General features: G+C 57.7%; 14 protein-coding genes and 1 pseudogene. 10 read left to right on the top strand and 5 right to left on the bottom strand.

Annotated elements, in window-relative coordinates; translation table 11 throughout:
• Nucleotides 1-14: 14 nt before the first annotated feature.
• Nucleotides 15-425, bottom strand: a complete 411-nt coding sequence (locus tag V7747_RS18615; RefSeq protein WP_442909276.1) for a serine kinase/phosphatase — start codon at nt 423-425, stop codon at nt 15-17.
• Nucleotides 426-703: 278 nt separating this feature from the next.
• On the opposite strand from V7747_RS18615, the gene V7747_RS15110 reads away from it, so the two are divergent.
• The 6 genes from V7747_RS15110 (at nt 704) to V7747_RS15085 (ending at nt 6203) form a co-directional block, all read left to right on the top strand.
• Nucleotides 704-883, top strand: coding sequence for a DUF2292 domain-containing protein (locus V7747_RS15110; protein ID WP_335616841.1), 180 nt, complete (start codon nt 704-706; stop codon nt 881-883).
• Between the two features lie 250 nt (nt 884-1133).
• Nucleotides 1134-2144, top strand: a complete 1011-nt coding sequence (locus V7747_RS15105; protein WP_335616888.1) for a sulfate ABC transporter substrate-binding protein — start codon at nt 1134-1136, stop codon at nt 2142-2144.
• A gap of 65 nt (nt 2145-2209) precedes the next feature.
• The gene (gene cysT / locus V7747_RS15100; RefSeq protein ID WP_335616887.1) at nt 2210-3031 is read left to right on the top strand and encodes a sulfate ABC transporter permease subunit CysT; all 822 of its coding nucleotides are present in this window, start codon (nt 2210-2212) and stop codon (nt 3029-3031) included.
• A gap of 13 nt (nt 3032-3044) precedes the next feature.
• A complete protein-coding gene (cysW, locus tag V7747_RS15095) occupies nt 3045-3968 on the top strand; it encodes a sulfate ABC transporter permease subunit CysW (protein ID WP_335616840.1) in 924 nt (307 codons plus the stop codon).
• Complete coding sequence (locus V7747_RS15090; RefSeq protein ID WP_335616839.1) at nt 3965-5047, top strand: sulfate/molybdate ABC transporter ATP-binding protein; 1083 nt, start codon at nt 3965-3967, stop codon at nt 5045-5047. Before cysW ends, V7747_RS15090 begins: the two co-directional genes overlap by 4 nt.
• Nucleotides 5048-5309: 262 nt before the next feature.
• The gene (locus V7747_RS15085; protein WP_335616838.1) at nt 5310-6203 is read left to right on the top strand and encodes an alpha/beta fold hydrolase; all 894 of its coding nucleotides are present in this window, start codon (nt 5310-5312) and stop codon (nt 6201-6203) included.
• 475 nt (nt 6204-6678) lie between these two features.
• Here the strand turns inward: V7747_RS15085 and V7747_RS15080 are convergent.
• Both V7747_RS15080 and V7747_RS15075 read right to left on the bottom strand, forming a co-directional pair.
• Nucleotides 6679-8064: pseudogene (locus V7747_RS15080) on the bottom strand (IS1182 family transposase).
• Nucleotides 8065-8185: 121 nt separating this feature from the next.
• Nucleotides 8186-9076 carry a LysR family transcriptional regulator gene (locus tag V7747_RS15075; protein WP_335616837.1) on the bottom strand — a complete coding sequence of 297 codons (891 nt, stop codon included), beginning with the start codon at nt 9074-9076 and terminating at the stop codon, nt 8186-8188.
• Nucleotides 9077-9168: 92 nt separating this feature from the next.
• On the opposite strand from V7747_RS15075, the gene V7747_RS15070 reads away from it, so the two are divergent.
• The 3 genes from V7747_RS15070 (at nt 9169) to V7747_RS15060 (ending at nt 11180) form a co-directional block, all read left to right on the top strand.
• Complete coding sequence (locus V7747_RS15070; protein WP_305255077.1) at nt 9169-9777, top strand: short chain dehydrogenase; 609 nt, start codon at nt 9169-9171, stop codon at nt 9775-9777.
• Nucleotides 9778-9977: 200 nt separating this feature from the next.
• Entirely contained in the window at nt 9978-10193 is a 216-nt protein-coding gene (locus V7747_RS15065; RefSeq protein WP_335616836.1) for a hypothetical protein, read from the top strand.
• A 132-nt stretch (nt 10194-10325) separates the two neighbouring features.
• Nucleotides 10326-11180: a PhzF family phenazine biosynthesis protein gene (locus tag V7747_RS15060; RefSeq protein WP_335616835.1), complete on the top strand. Its 855-nt coding sequence runs from the start codon at nt 10326-10328 to the stop codon at nt 11178-11180.
• Between the two features lie 133 nt (nt 11181-11313).
• Here the strand turns inward: V7747_RS15060 and V7747_RS15055 are convergent, their stop codons facing one another.
• Nucleotides 11314-12390, bottom strand: coding sequence for a HAMP domain-containing sensor histidine kinase (locus tag V7747_RS15055; RefSeq protein WP_335616834.1), 1077 nt, complete (start codon nt 12388-12390; stop codon nt 11314-11316).
• Entirely contained in the window at nt 12387-13121 is a 735-nt protein-coding gene (locus V7747_RS15050) for a response regulator (RefSeq protein ID WP_335616833.1), read from the bottom strand. Before V7747_RS15050 ends, V7747_RS15055 begins: the two co-directional genes overlap by 4 nt.
• A gap of 159 nt (nt 13122-13280) precedes the next feature.
• Here V7747_RS15050 and V7747_RS15045 point away from each other — a divergent pair, with 159 nt between their 5' ends.
• Entirely contained in the window at nt 13281-14435 is a 1155-nt protein-coding gene (locus V7747_RS15045) for an efflux RND transporter periplasmic adaptor subunit (RefSeq protein ID WP_335616832.1), read from the top strand.
• Nucleotides 14436-14438 lie beyond the last annotated feature (3 nt).

Here is a 14438-nt window from a genome sequence, read left to right as displayed (position 1 = left end):
CGGGTAATATCAACTTAATCTTGGCTGTCGTCGGTTGCGGTCCAGGGCTTGCCATCCAGTGGCTTAACGCGCCCCAGCTCGGCTTCATCCAGCCCGTCACCGGCGCCGATCTCATCTGCATCGACATTGCTCAGCTCCTGATCGGCTGGCGTGTTATTCGCTCTTGCCTCCTGCGGCGAACGCGCGCCATCCTCCGGCATCAGGGTTTCCGGCGTGGCGTCGTCCATCGTGGGGCCTTCACCCGGCTGAGAGGCTTCGGTCAGACCGCCTTTCGCTGCGTGGTCAATCGCTTCCTGCCCGGTGGGCACCTTGCCGACGGGGCCCATAGGTTGATCATCCGGGGGTGAGACTTCGTTGCTGTCTTCGGATATCGACATACGCTCGTTGGTGCGCTCGGGGTCACGTTTCTCGTCACGTGCTTTCATGGTTTGGCCTCCTGTGCATGTACTGCAGTGGACGGCCTGAGACGCGAAAAATTCCTGCGACTTTACATTGCCGCTACCGACTGCACTGGCGACTTGTGTGTTAGTACCGATCTGCTGGACTTCGTTTTTGCTACGGTTGGAGAGCGAGACAGGGAGCGCTTTTTTATTCATAAAAAGAATATAAAAATAATAAAATAGTATTTATTTGAATAAGCATTCTGTGGCTATGATCTGCCGGTCGACACACGGTGTGTCGACCGGAACTGCAGGAGTCAGCCATGACCGCAACCAACAACGTCAACGCGGCTGCGGATGATCAGCAGGTTATCGCCATTATTACTGAGGCATTGCGCAGTATTCAGTTCGGTGCGCTGGAGATAACCCTGCATAACGGTCAGGTGGTACAGATTGAACGCAAGGAAAAGGTGCGTTTTCAGCCGCCAGCCAGATCGTCCTGAGCCAATAAATCAATCAACCCGGCCACGGGAACAACAGACTTTTACAACACCCTATCACCACCGACTGGACCGCCAGAGGTAGCTGACGAAGTTTCAACTCAGGAGCACCTTATGCACCAGTCCAGTGTCTTTGCAAAACGTCGTTTCTCTTCTCTGCATCAGGCCTGCCGAATGTGTCGCTCAGACGCGTGAACACGGCAGCCCCCCTTACTGATCGCACCTTTGCTTAGAGAGAGAAAGCACCATGAACATTTCCTTGCGCCACACCCTGATTGGTGGCCTGGCTACGCTGTTTGTCGCTTCGGCGTCAGCTGCTCAGATTGAACTGTTGAACGTATCCTACGACCCGACCCGCGAGTTCTATCGCGAATACAACGCCGCCTTCAGCCAGCACTGGCTTGATCTGAAGGGCGATGAAGTGAAAGTACGCCAATCCCACGGCGGTTCCGGTTCGCAGGCGCGTGCGGTAATCGACGGCCTGGATGCCGATGTGGTGACCCTGGCCCTGGCCTATGACGTTGATGCGCTGCGCCAGCAGGCCCAGCTGATTCCTGAAAACTGGCAAAGCCGCTTACCGGACAACAGCTCGCCCTATACCTCGACCATCGTCCTTTTGGTGCGCAAGGGCAACCCGAAGAACATTCGCGACTGGGACGACCTGGTCCGTGACGATGTGGCGGTTATCACGCCCAACCCCAAAACCTCCGGCGGCGCGCGCTGGAACTACCTGGCGGCCTGGGGTTACGCGTTGAAAAAGTTTGCTGGCGATGAAGACAAGACCTACCAGTTCATCAGCAAAGTCTTCCAGAACGTGCCGGTGCTCGATTCGGGCGCGCGTGGCGCTACCAATACCTTTGTGCAACGCGGGTTGGGCGATGTGCTCATTGCCTGGGAAAACGAAGCCATCCTTTCGGTAGAGCAATTGGGCAAGGGTGAGTTCGAGATAGTCGTGCCTTCGGTGAGCATTCTGGCGGAGCCACCGGTGACAGTGGTCGACAAGAACGTGGACCGCAAAGGCACCCGTGAGGTCGCCGAGGCTTATCTGCAATACCTGTACAGCGATGAGGCGCAGCGGCTGGCGGGCAAGCATTACTACCGCCCCGCCAACCCGACAATAGGCGAGGAGTTTGCCGCCAGCTTCCCGCGGGTGCAGCTGTTCCGGATCGACGATGTGTTCGGCGGTTGGCAAAAGGCGCAGGACACGCACTTCAACGATGGCGGCAAGTTCGACAGCATTCTGGAAGCAATCTCCCGACGCTGAACACGCGGCTCCCTACCAGCCCGGGCGCGGATCGCCCGGGATTCCCCTTGAGGTGTTCTATGCCCCTGACGAGAAGGCGCCGCGTTATCCCCGGCTTCGGGTTGACGATGGGTTTTACCCTGTTTTATTTGAGTTTCATCTTGCTGATTCCGGTTGGCGGCTTGCTGCTGTACACATCGATGATGAGTTGGGAGGACTTTTGGCAGGCTGTCAGCCATCCGCAGGTGGTGGCCTCGTACAAGTTGTCGTTCGGCGCTTCGCTGATCGGCGCCACTATCAACCTGGTGTTTGGCGCACTGGTGGCCTGGGTACTGGTGCGTTACCGCTTTGCGGGTAAAAAGCTGATTGATGCGCTGGTGGATCTGCCGTTTGCGCTGCCAACGGCGGTAGCGGGTATCGCGCTGGTGACGCTGTACGCCGGCTCCGGCTGGGTTGGGCAGTATCTGCAGATCGCCGGTATCAAGGTGGCCTACACCCAACTGGGTGTGGTGGTGGCGCTGACCTATATTGGCCTGCCCTTTGTCGTGCGCACGGTACAGCCGGTACTGGAAGATCTTGAAGCCGAGCGTGAGGAGGCGTCGGCCAGCCTGGGCGCGAGCCGCTTTACCACCATCAGGCGGGTCATTTTGCCCTCGCTGCTGCCGGCCTTGATGACCGGTTACGCGCTGGCCTTCGCCCGCGCGGTGGGTGAGTACGGCTCGGTGGTCTTCATCTCCGGCAACATGCCCTACCGCACCGAAATTACCCCCTTGCTGATCGTCTCCAAGGCCGAGCAGTTCGACTACCACGGCGCTGCGGCTATCGGCACCGTGATGTTGCTGGCGGCGTTCGCGCTGCTGTTGCTGATTAACGGTCTGCAGTGGTGGACCTCAAGGCGTGGCCTATGACCAGGAGAATCCCATGACAACGACAACCGTAAGTCTTGGCGGCCAGCGGTACCAAGCCAACCCGGAATTATCGGCGCGCTGGCGCCGGGCGACCGAAGAGCCGGCCTGGGTGCGCTGGACCCTGATAACCATTGCGCTGACCTTCCTTGGGCTGTTTCTGGTACTGCCGCTGCTGGTGGTGCTGTACGGCGCATTTGAGCAGGGCCTGAGCGTCTGGTTCGCGGCCATCAACGAGCCCGATGCCCTGGCGGCCATCCGCCTTTCGTTGCTGGTGGTGGTGATAGTGGTGCCGATCAATGTGCTGTTCGGCGTGGCCGCGGCCTGGGCCATCGCAAAGCACGAGTTTCGCGGCAAGCCGATTCTGATCTCGCTGATCGACATGCCTTTTGCCATCTCACCGGTGGTGGTGGGGCTGATCTTCGTCATTCTGTTCGGCTCGCAAGGTTGGCTTGGTCCTTGGCTGGCGGCCCATGACATCCGCATCATTTTTGCGGTGCCCGGCATCGTCATCGTGATTGCTTTCGGCACCATGCCCTTCATCGCCCGCGAGCTGATCCCCCTGATGCAGCAACAGGGTAAGGAAGAAGAGGAGGCATCGCTGACGCTGGGCGCCAACGGCTGGAAGACCTTCTGGTACGTGACGCTACCCAACATCAAATGGGGGCTGATTTACGGGGTCATTCTGTGCAACGCCCGCGCGCTCGGCGAGTTTGGCGCCGTGGCGGTGGTCTCCGGGCGGATTCGTGGCGAGACCAACACCATGCCGCTGCACATTGAAGTGCTCTACAACGAATACCTGTTTACCGCCGCCTTTGCCGTGTCGTCGTTACTGACCGGGCTGGCGCTGGTAACAATCGCGATCAAGAGTTTTGTCGAATGGCTGGATGAACGCAGCCGCGCATCTACCGCCATCAGCCATGAAGGGGCAGTGTCATGAGTATTGAAATTGATCAGGTGAACAAGCGCTTCGGCGATTTTGTGGCCGTGGATAATGTCAGCCTCAGCTTGAATGACGGCGAGCTGACCGCGCTGCTGGGGCCGTCTGGCTCGGGCAAGACTACCTTGCTGCGCATTATTGCCGGGCTGGAGCAGCCGGACTCGGGGCGCATTCGCTTTCACGGCCAGGACACCACCGATCTGCACGTCAGTGATCGCGGTGTGGGCTTCGTATTCCAGCACTACGCCCTGTTCAAGCACATGAGCGTGTACGAAAACGTCGCCTATGGCCTGAGCGTAAAGCCCCGCAGCCAGCGCCCGAGCAAGGCCGAGATTCGTAAGCGGGTGATGCACCTGCTGGAGATGGTGCAGCTGGACTGGACCGCTGACCGCCTGCCCTCGCAGTTGTCTGGCGGTCAGCGTCAGCGCATTGCTTTGGCCCGCGCGCTGGCGGTGGAGCCGCAGGTGTTGCTGCTGGATGAGCCCTTCGGTGCACTGGATGCCAAGGTGCGCGCCGAGTTGCGCAGTTGGCTGCGACGTCTGCATGACGAGATTCACGTCACCAGTGTGTTTGTCACCCACGACCAGGAAGAGGCGCTGGAGGTGGCTGATCGTGTGGTGGTCATGAATCACGGCGCCGTAGAGCAGGATGGCCAGCCGGAAGCGGTCTACGACCACCCGGCCAACCCCTTTGTGTACGGCTTTCTGGGGCAGGTAAATCGCTTCAATGCGCAGGTGCAGGGCGGTGTTGCCCGCATTGGTACGCTGCAACTGCCGGCAGCGGAGTTTGCCGGTCAGACGAGCCGCCGGGCAACCGCCTATGTCCGTCCGCACGATATTGACGTGTTGGCCGCACCGCAGCACGGGACGCTGCGCGCGCAGATCGAGCAGGTGCTGATTGTGGGGCCGCATGCGCGGCTGGCGTTGCGCACGGCAGATGCCGACGAGGCGGTGAACGTCGAGCTGTCGCGCGCCCGCTTTCGCGAATTGGGCCTGCAGCAGGGCGCAGATGCCTGGCTGAAGCCCTTGCAGTCTAGGGTCTTTCTGAACGATGACCAGTTAGCAGACCAACCGGGTTAAGCGCATGCCGGTCCGCGACGCGAGGGTGGGAAAGTAACGCCGGACAGGGGCTGGCGTTAGCTTTTGCCCGCAACGCAGCGGACCTTTGCCGGTGCCGGCAGGCCCGCGTGGTGAGCAAAGGGGAGTTGATATTTTTATATTATGACCGTAATTTAAATGTCGGTCTGTTGTTGCGCTCGGGGCTTAGGCCCAAGTGCCCGCTGTCAGCAGCCTGAAAAATCACTGCGTGCTGACGCGGTACCTATCTGTTACAGGAGTTGCTATGACCTCTTCATTTGCCAAGCCCAGCACCAACGAGACCCGCGCGGCCGCGCTGGCCGCCTTTGAGGCATCGGTTGAACATCACTACGCCGACAACCAGGGTGTACGCATCCATTACGCCGCGGCCGGTGCCGGCCCCTTGCTGGTTTTTCTGCATGGATTTCCGGATCACTGGCTCGGCTGGTGGCAGGTGATGGAAGCGCTGCGTGCGGGCTATCGCGTGGTGGCGCTCGATATGCGTGGCTACAACCTGAGTGATCAACCCGCCGAGCCCCAGGCTTACGCGGTAGGTGAATTGGTAAAGGACGTGCAGGCGGTGGTTGCTCATGAAGCTGCCGAGCGCGCGACTATCATCGGCCATGACTGGGGCGGTTTCGTCGCCTGGCATGTGGCCATGGATGCGCCAGAGATAGTCGCGGGTCTGGTGGTGCTGAATATGCCGCACCCTTGGGCCATTTCGCGGGAGCTGGCCAGCAACCCGGCGCAGCAAAAAGCCAGTGAGTATGTGCAGGTATTCAGTCATCCCCAGGCGCATCTGCAGTTCCCGCGGGAGCGCCTCGCAGCCTGGGTGACGGATGCGTCTTTCAAGCCGCGACAGGAGCAGGCGATGGCCAACTCGTCGCTCAACGGCATGCTCAATTATTACCGTGTGAACTGGCCGGCACCGCCCTGCGCGCAGCACGCCGCGCCGCCGCCCCAGGTGCAGGCACCCACCTTGCTGATGCATGGGTTGCAGGATCCGTACGCATTACCGGCCGGCCTGAATGACGTGTGGCAGTGGATCGACAACACGCTGGATATATTCACCCTGCCCAAAGCCGCGCACTTTATTCAGCACGACCAAGCACCGGACGTGACGGCGCGCTTGCGAGAATGGTTGGCCAGGGGTAGTTAACCGATTGGGGTAGGGCAGGTGAGAGAAGTGAAGGGGGGCTCCGGGCCAGCGTCCCTTTATCTTGCTGGTCTCACACGGCACCGGACAATGACTTGGCACTCCCCCGCATCGGCGAGATCCGCGTCGCCGAGGATATACAGCGCGCTGATCTCGTACCCTTGCCGCAGGCTTACAACACCGGCGACCGAGAACCTATTCATGCAACCTTTGTGGGCGTCTCAGCGATACCGGCACGGTGCGGTTGTTTGGGTTTTTTTGGTGGAGCATCACCGGATGTTAGTGTGCGATAGATGCTGAGGGTGAGGGCTGCTTTCGGCCCAGAGTGTGTAAAAACACTTTCCGTATGTTGGAGGCCTAAGCACAGCGCTCTTGGGCGAGGCGATTTCCCGAACATTTGCCAAGGTCAGCCCCGGTAGCGCGTCAGATCGTGTATGAAGCGCTTTTGCACCTCTTTGGGGCAGTAAAAGCTGGGTTTTTACGCCGCCATCGCCTTCAACAAGCCTTCGGTGCCGATGATTTTCATCACCCGCTTCAAGTTATAGGCGAGCACATTCAAGCTCATTTCTGCGCTCACCCCGTTCAGTTTTCGAGTCAGGAAGTGCGTTGCCCCCATCCATTGTTTGAGCGTCCCGAAGGGATGCTCAACAGTCCGTTTTCGAACCTTCATCATCTCCGGTGCTTGGTTCAGCTGGCGTTGCACTTCCTCCAGCACAGCTTCATGTTCCCAGCGCCTTACCCGACGATTTGTGCTTGGCGTGCACTGGGTTTTCAGGGTGCAACTCTGGCATTTTGAACTCCAGTAACAGTGCATATTCATGCCTTTTTCAACGCTGGAAAATCGCCAGATCAGGGCCTCTCCCGCCGGGCACGTGTATTCGTTCCTGGTTGCGTCATACACGAAGGCATCTTTGTTGAATCGGCCATCAGCTTTGGCGCTTGAAGTCATCGGCTTCGGTACGTAGGCGGTGACGTTTGCGTCGTAACAAGCCAGGATTTCTTCGCCTTTGAAATAGCCTCGGTCGGCAACTACCGACAGCGTTTCTACGCCGATGGCTTCACGAGCCTGCTTCGCCATTGAACTGAGTTGGTCACGGTCAGAACCTCGGTTGGTGACCTCGTGAGCAACGATCAAATGGTGCTGCGTGTCGACAGCCGTCTGTACGTTGTAGCCAACGATCCCGCTGCCGCGCGTCATCATCGAACGGCATCCGGGTCGGTCAGCGAAACCTGTTTATCTGGCGATTCGTTGAGCTGAGACTCAATCCCCTGAAGCTCTTTCATCTGTGCTTTGAGCTTGGCGATTTTATCTTCCAAGCTCACCGTATCTGGTTTAGAGGCGCTAGATATCTGGCGATCAGCCGCATCGAGTGAGGTCAAATAACGGCTGATGCTCGCCTCGATTTCTCCCATGCGCCGCTTCAGCTTCGCACTAGTGAAGTTCCGGTCGCGGTTGTTAACCGCCTTGAATTTACTGCCGTCGATGGCAACCAGGTTTTCGCTAAACAGCCCCAACTGTTGGCAGAGCAAAACGAACTGACGGCAGACGCCGCGAATAGCTTTGCTGTTGTCTTTTCGGAAGTTGGCGATGGTCTTGAAGTCGGGCTTCACGCTCCAGACGACGGCTGGATTGAATTCGGTTCAGGTAGCCGTAGATATAGATCTTCAGCAGGATCGCAGGGTGATAAGCAGGTCTGCCGGTTTCGGCTGGAATGACACCACCGAAACCCAGTGTGGCTAGGTCGAGCTCATCGACGAAGACATCGACCACGCGCACTGGATTGGTATCGCTGACGTAGTCGTCGAGGCTTTCGGGAAGCAAGGTGCTTTGACCTCGGTGTTCACCCTGGATAAACCGTTTCATGGGATTCCCTTGCAATGAAATTCTCAGAAACTATAGCAAGGGTTTGTCCTGGCGTTTTTACACACTCTGGGCCAGAAGCGGTCATAGAGCGTCTACAAAATCAGGGCGTATTCATTTTGAGCTAACTCGACGTGTGCAACCCTGCAATAACCTGAACAAGCCAATCTCTGGATGCACTGCCCGAAGCTCTTCTATGCCATCCCACAACCACATTGAAATTTAGGGAGGACATGTCTAGGTCAATCACTTGGAAGCCGCCGGTGGCAGCAATGGCCGAGGGTACAAAAGCCACCGTATCATTCACGTGCATAAACGCATGCAGAGACGTGTAGCAGGGCAAAGTCGCAATCACTGTGCGGCTGACACCCCGGGCACTAAGGAAATCATCAACTCGACTCCCCAGATTGCCTACTCCACTGGCGAAATCCACATGAGGATGTAAGGACACATCTGCAAGCACCTGTATCTGCCGAGGCAGCAGCGAACCTTGCCGAGCGACGCAGCAGTAGTGGTCGCTTCTCAGTCTATTCCGCACTAATCCAGGATCAACGTAGTCAGAAAAACCAATCACTAGGTCAGCCTCTCCTTGCGCCAACGTCTTGACATGCTGATCGGGATTGAAGTCAATGACTTCAAGCTTCACCCCGGGTGCGCGTTCGCGCATGAGCAGCGAAAGCGATGGGATGATAGACAGTTGCGCATATTCATTTGCGATCACCCTGAATGCGTACTCACTCGTTGCTGGATCGAATGGGAATGAATTGAAGATGCCGTCGATCTCTTCGACTATTTTCTCGAATTTAGCTGCGAGGTCGTACGCATAGTCGGTCGGCTGCAGGCCTGCGCTCTGGCGCAGGAACAGCTCATTGGGAAACACTTCACGCATGCGCTTGAGGTAGTTGCTAACCGCCTGTTGTGATATCTCAAGCCGCTCGGCAACGCGAGAAACGTTTTTCTCGCGCACGAGATGCAGTAAAACCCGCATGTGCCTGATATCGATTTTCTCAATCATTTTGGTTGTATCTCATACAAGTCGGCGGTTATTTTCATTGTATCAGTGAGCACCTAGAGTATCGCCTCCTTAAGATTTAACGAGGCATTGCTATGAAAACCGTAATTTTGATTGGTGCCCAAGGGCACATGGGCCAAGCCGCTATGACCGGCCTCAAGAAACACAACGTCATCACCGCCAGCCGCTCTGGCACAGGCTGCGACCACACGGTGGATATCACCAGCAAGGCGTCGATCAAGGCTCTATTCGAAAAGGTTGGGCCGTTCGATGCTGTCGTTAATACAGTTGGCTACTGCGAATACGCTAACTTCAGCGAAATGACCGATGAGCAATGGGACACAACTATCCAAAGCAAGATGGTCGGCCAGATCAATCTGGTAAATGTGGGCCTGAACTACATCAACGATGGCGGTTCGTTTACGTTGATTTCGGGCATTCTCAATGTCAAACCTATTCCTATGGCAATTGCTGACGCCACCACCAGCGGCGCCATCGACACCTTCGTACAGTGCGTAGCGCACGAGCTTCCACGTCAGATTCGCATCAACGTGGTCAACCCTACAGTTCTGGAAGAGGCATGGGACGTATATGGGGAAATGATGCCAGGCTTCCAGCCTGTCCCTGGCGCGCTGGTAGGCAAAGCCTTTGAGCGCTCGGTTGATGGCTTCATCACCGGAAAGGTTATATTCGTCGACGCCTGAAGAAGAGCCCATCTGCACTGAAAGTAAGTCACTGGAATTTAAGAGGGCGCCGACCTGAAAGTTAATCAGGTCGGATGCCTCTCAAGTTACATGCATCTACATTACATTATTAATTTAATTAAAAGGCTCAGCCTTTATGAGCTTGCGCTGTTTTCATGCGCGCCCAGTAAATCATCAATTAAACTAGTGAGATATATATCATGAAGATCATAAATGGTTTTATTGTCGGCCTTTTGCTTGTCGCTGGCTACACACAGGTACATGCCGAAGACGGTCATGATCGCTCTATGAAGAGGCATGAACAATTTAGAGCTAAACAAAAAATTATTCACGCAAATGAAGTCGAAAAGAAGGAGTTGAAGTCTGAGGCTGTCAGCCATGATAAAGCCAATTGCAAAAGATCTAGCGCAAGCTAGTATCAGCTCTGGAGGTGCACTCATCTGAGATTTTTAAATATCCTTTGAAGAGAGCAACGTAAGTGTTAGCCAGGCGTTGCCTGGTGCTCAAAATTATGACTAAAGGTGTTCATGGCAGGGAGTAGTAGCCAAATGAATCTTCCATTTTTCCAGGTTGATGTTTTTGGAGGGGCTCCATTTAAAGGAAATCCAGTTGCAGTTATCCTGGAAGGGGACAAGCTCACGAGCTCACAGATGCTTGAAATAGCTAACTGGACAAATTTATCCGAAACGACTTTTGTATGCGCCCCAACGACCAGTAACGCTGATTACCGACTGAGGATATTTACCACGCAAGGTGAATTACCCTTTGCAGGACACCCAACTATCGGAAGCGCCACAGCATTGCTAGCTTATGGGCTGACTCCCAAGACACCTGGGATGCTTGTTCAGGAGTGTGATCAGGGACTGGTACCGCTTCACTTACTCGGCAACAGGATCTTCTTTGAATTGCCAACGCCTAGTTTTGCGCCGCTAGGTGAGCACAGGCTACTGGACATTCTAGCGGCCATTGGCGTCCATCGTGAGTCCGTATGCAATGCTGCAATTATCGATGTCGGTGCTGTCTGGATCACTTTGCAACTTCGCTCTGCGCAAGATGTTCTAGATCTAAAGCCGAACATTAATTGCCTCGCGCAAGCAACTACAAACTGCACGGGACTTACTGTCTTCGGCCTGTATGCAGATGGTGATTCTGCATTGGTTGAGGTGCGCTCATTTGTGCCAGGCGACGCCGTCCCAGAAGATCCGGTATGCGGCAGTGGTAATGGCTGCGTCGCCGCAATGCTTCAGCGCAGCGGCATAGCACCATCGCGATATAGTGCATCGCAAGGAAATAAAGTCGGGCGCGATGGCAGGATTGAAGTGGAGTTTAGTTCTGACGGTACGATATTGATCGGTGGAGTATCTGCAATTCGGGTGCAAGGTTCAATTTCACTTACCCCATGACTCGGGTGGGCTAACTCGTGTCATATCCTGAATCTCCCCGACGTCATCGAGACAGTTAAGCGTCCGCAATGGATCGTTTTCTGCCTGACGCGACTGGCTGCTAGTGGCCGAAAGCGGTCTCAATAGACGCTTACTACTTTTCCATCATCAGCGCACCATTCGGCCAAGCCATCACGAATGCGCTGCCTTGGCCGGCGGGTTGGCAAGCCACGTCGCCACCATGGGCTTCGGCGATGGCCTTGACCACGGCCAGCCCGAGGCCGCTGCCGCCGCTTTTGCGTGAGCGGGAGGGGTCGCCGCGGCGGAAGGCTTCGAAGATGGCCTCGGCCAGGGTGCTGTCGATGCCGGGGCCATCGTCTTCCACTGTCAATTGGCAGAGGCCGTTTGCTTGCCGGAGGCTTACCCGCAGGTCGCCGGGGTTGGCGTGCTGCAGCGCATTTTCCAGCAGCCCCATGAGCGCCTGCCTAATGCGCACCGGGTCGCACTCCACCAGCAGGTTCGCATCCAGGTCGCTGTGCAGCTGAAACCCTTTCTCGGTCAGCGGGGCGGTATACGCTTGAAGCACCGGGGTGAGTTCCTCCGCCAGCCTCACCGACACCCGCTGAATATCCAGATGGCCATTTTCATTCAGGCTTAGCACGCGCAGGTCTTCGATCAGTCGACTCAGCCCTTCTACCTGACGCAGCAAGCCATCAAAAATCTCGCCACTGGGTGTAAATACACCTTCGGCCAGCCCCTGCAGGCGTCCACGCAGAATGGTGACTGGCGTGCGCAGCTCATGGGCGATGGCCGCGCTCCAGAATGCGCGCTCGCGGGTCATCTGTTGCAGGCGCTCGGCCATGGTATTGAAGTCGCGCACCAGTTGCGCCGTCTCGCCCATGGTTTGGTCGTCAAGCGAGGCGCGGGCATCGAGTTTGCCTTGGGCGACTTCGCGCAGGCTGTGCGCTACCGAGTTGAGTGGAGTGATCAAGCGGCGAGACAGGCGGACGGCGACGAACACGGCCATGCTCAGGGCGGCAATGATGGTGCAGCCAATCCAGATCATCTCCACCTGCGAGGGCACAAAGGTTTCAGAGATGCTGCCCGGCAGATAGGTGACGGCGATGGCGTAAAACACGTACGAGCCGAACACGGCTATCACGATGATGCCGAGCGCCATAACGGCGAGGGACTGGATGATCTGCCGACGCAGGCCGGGTGCCGGCTTCATGGCTCGTTACCAAAGCGATAGCCCACGCCCCAGACACTCGCGGGTACGCCCTGAATGCCGAGCGCTTCGAGCTTTTTGCGCAGCTTGCTGATGTGGCTGTCTACGGTGCGCTCCTGGGAGTCTCCCTCGGGCAGGCAGTTGATCAGCAGCTCTGCGCGACTGAACGCCCGTTTGGGGGTGCGCATCAGGCAGGCGAGCAGCTTGAACTCGGTCAGAGTCAGCTCCAGCGCGTGCTGCTGGCCATCACGCTGCACGCTCGCCTCGTGGTTTTCCAGGTCGACCTGAAACGCACCGACACGCAGCATTTGCGTGGCGACGGGTGCCCGTGAGCGGGTGCGCCGCAACACGGCCTCCACCCGCGCCACGACTTCTGCCGGGTTGAAGGGTTTGCCTACATAGTCATCCGCGCCCAGCCGCAGGCCCATGAGCTTGTCGATGTCCTGGTCGAGTGCGGTGAGCATGATGACGGGCGTGTCGGAACTGGAGCGGATTTCGCTGAGGACTTTCCAGCCGTCTGCACGCGGCATCTGGACATCCAGTAATACCAGGTCGGGCTTGAGTGCGCGGTGCATGGCCAGCGCTTCATGACCGTCTGTTGCGTGCTGGGTGCGTAGCCCGCTGCGCTGCAGGTAAGCCGCGAGGATGTCGGCGATCTCGGCTTCGTCTTCTGCAATCAATACCAGTGCTGGCGGCAGGGCATCAGGGCGTACGCTCTCGATCAGATCAGACATGGTCAGGCTCGCAAGCAAAGAGGCGAAAGTATATCGCTCCCTCCACACCATCTCCACACAGCCTCGAATCATTCGCAACAGAGCAGCATCAGAATGCACCTGGGTCAGCCTCGGATGCTATCTGCTCGGGGCTCAAGTATTCAGTGAAGGGGGATGGTTATGGGGATCAAACGGCGGCGTCTTGGTTGTCTGCTGGTAGGGCTCGCCGCAGTGTGGCTCGTTGGTTGCGACACGCCAACGCAAGAGGAGCAGGCGCCGGAGCCGGTCAAGGTCTCGGTGATGACCCTGGAGCCACAGGTGATATCGGTCAGCGAGGTGCTGCCGGCCCGCGTCGCGGCCGTGCGCAGTGCTGAGATTCGAGCGCAGATCAGCGGCATTGTTCAGCGCCGGCTGTTTGAGCAGGGCGCGGAAATTGACGCGGGCACGACGCTGTTCCAGATCAACCCAGCTCCCTTCAAAGCAGAAGTCGACAGTGCTGCGGCCGCCTTGCAGCGCGCCGAAGCGGTACTTGCTCGTGCCAGTCTGCAGACCCGGCGCCTTGCGCCCTTGATGGAAGCCGAGGCGATCAGCCGTCAGCTGTATGACGATGCGGTGGCACAGCGCGATCAGGCCGCCGCCGATGTGGCGCAGGCCAAAGCCACCTTGAGTCGGCGCAAGCTTGATCTGGCGTTCGCCAGTGTCGAGGCGCCGATTGCCGGGCGTATCGATCAGGCGCTGGTCAGTGAGGGGGCGCTGGTTTCGTCGACCGACGCCGCGCCCATGGCGCGGATTCAGCAGATCGACCAAGTGTATGTGGATGTGCGCCAGCCCGCCTCGGTTCTGGAGGTGCTGCGTCGGCAAGCCAGCTCGGAGGCACCGGATATGGTGATAGAGGTGCTGGGTAGCGACGGCACTCCACTTGGCATGCAGGGGCGCATTCTGTTTTCGGGCATTGAGGTCGACGCCGGTACCGGCGACGTGCTGCTGCGCATTCTTGTCGACAATCCGCAACGTCGCTTGCTACCTGGCCTGTACGTGCAGGCGCGGGTGCCGCGTGCGCATTACGCCAATGCCCTTAGCGTGCCCCAGCAGGCGGTGACGCGCATCGCTGGTCAGGCCAGCGTGTGGATAGTGGATGAGCAGGATCAGGTGCAGCAGGTGCCCATTGAGATCGGTGAGCTGGTTGAGCGCCGTTACCGCGTGGTGTCGGGGCTTAGCGCCGGCCAGCAGGTGGTTATTGAGGGGATCGAACGCCTCAGTCCGTCAGCGCAGGTCGCGGCTCGTCCGTGGCAGCCCGCGGTGAACAGCGCACAGCATAGCGCTGCTGCACACTGAACC

The organism is Halopseudomonas sp. (assembly GCF_036960865.1).
Classification (GTDB): Bacteria; Pseudomonadota; Gammaproteobacteria; order Pseudomonadales; family Pseudomonadaceae; genus Halopseudomonas.
Note: the sequence above shows the minus strand (reverse complement) of the source record. Positions and strands in the feature narration are given on the sequence as shown.

Excerpts from the sequence above, each read along its gene's own strand:
- V7747_RS18615 (WP_442909276.1), bottom strand. The coding sequence starts at position 425 with ATGAAAGCACGTGACGAGAAACGTGACCCCGAGCGCACCAACGAGCGT.
- V7747_RS15110 (WP_335616841.1), top strand. The coding sequence starts at position 704 with ATGACCGCAACCAACAACGTCAACGCGGCTGCGGATGATCAGCAGGTT.
- cysW (WP_335616840.1), top strand. The coding sequence starts at position 3,045 with ATGACAACGACAACCGTAAGTCTTGGCGGCCAGCGGTACCAAGCCAAC.
- V7747_RS15090 (WP_335616839.1), top strand. The coding sequence starts at position 3,965 with ATGAGTATTGAAATTGATCAGGTGAACAAGCGCTTCGGCGATTTTGTG.
- V7747_RS15085 (WP_335616838.1), top strand. The coding sequence starts at position 5,310 with ATGACCTCTTCATTTGCCAAGCCCAGCACCAACGAGACCCGCGCGGCC.
- V7747_RS15075 (WP_335616837.1), bottom strand. The coding sequence starts at position 9,076 with ATGATTGAGAAAATCGATATCAGGCACATGCGGGTTTTACTGCATCTC.
- V7747_RS15070 (WP_305255077.1), top strand. The coding sequence starts at position 9,169 with ATGAAAACCGTAATTTTGATTGGTGCCCAAGGGCACATGGGCCAAGCC.
- V7747_RS15065 (WP_335616836.1), top strand. The coding sequence starts at position 9,978 with ATGAAGATCATAAATGGTTTTATTGTCGGCCTTTTGCTTGTCGCTGGC.
- V7747_RS15060 (WP_335616835.1), top strand. The coding sequence starts at position 10,326 with ATGAATCTTCCATTTTTCCAGGTTGATGTTTTTGGAGGGGCTCCATTT.
- V7747_RS15055 (WP_335616834.1), bottom strand. The coding sequence starts at position 12,390 with ATGAAGCCGGCACCCGGCCTGCGTCGGCAGATCATCCAGTCCCTCGCC.
- V7747_RS15050 (WP_335616833.1), bottom strand. The coding sequence starts at position 13,121 with ATGTCTGATCTGATCGAGAGCGTACGCCCTGATGCCCTGCCGCCAGCA.
- V7747_RS15045 (WP_335616832.1), top strand. The coding sequence starts at position 13,281 with ATGGGGATCAAACGGCGGCGTCTTGGTTGTCTGCTGGTAGGGCTCGCC.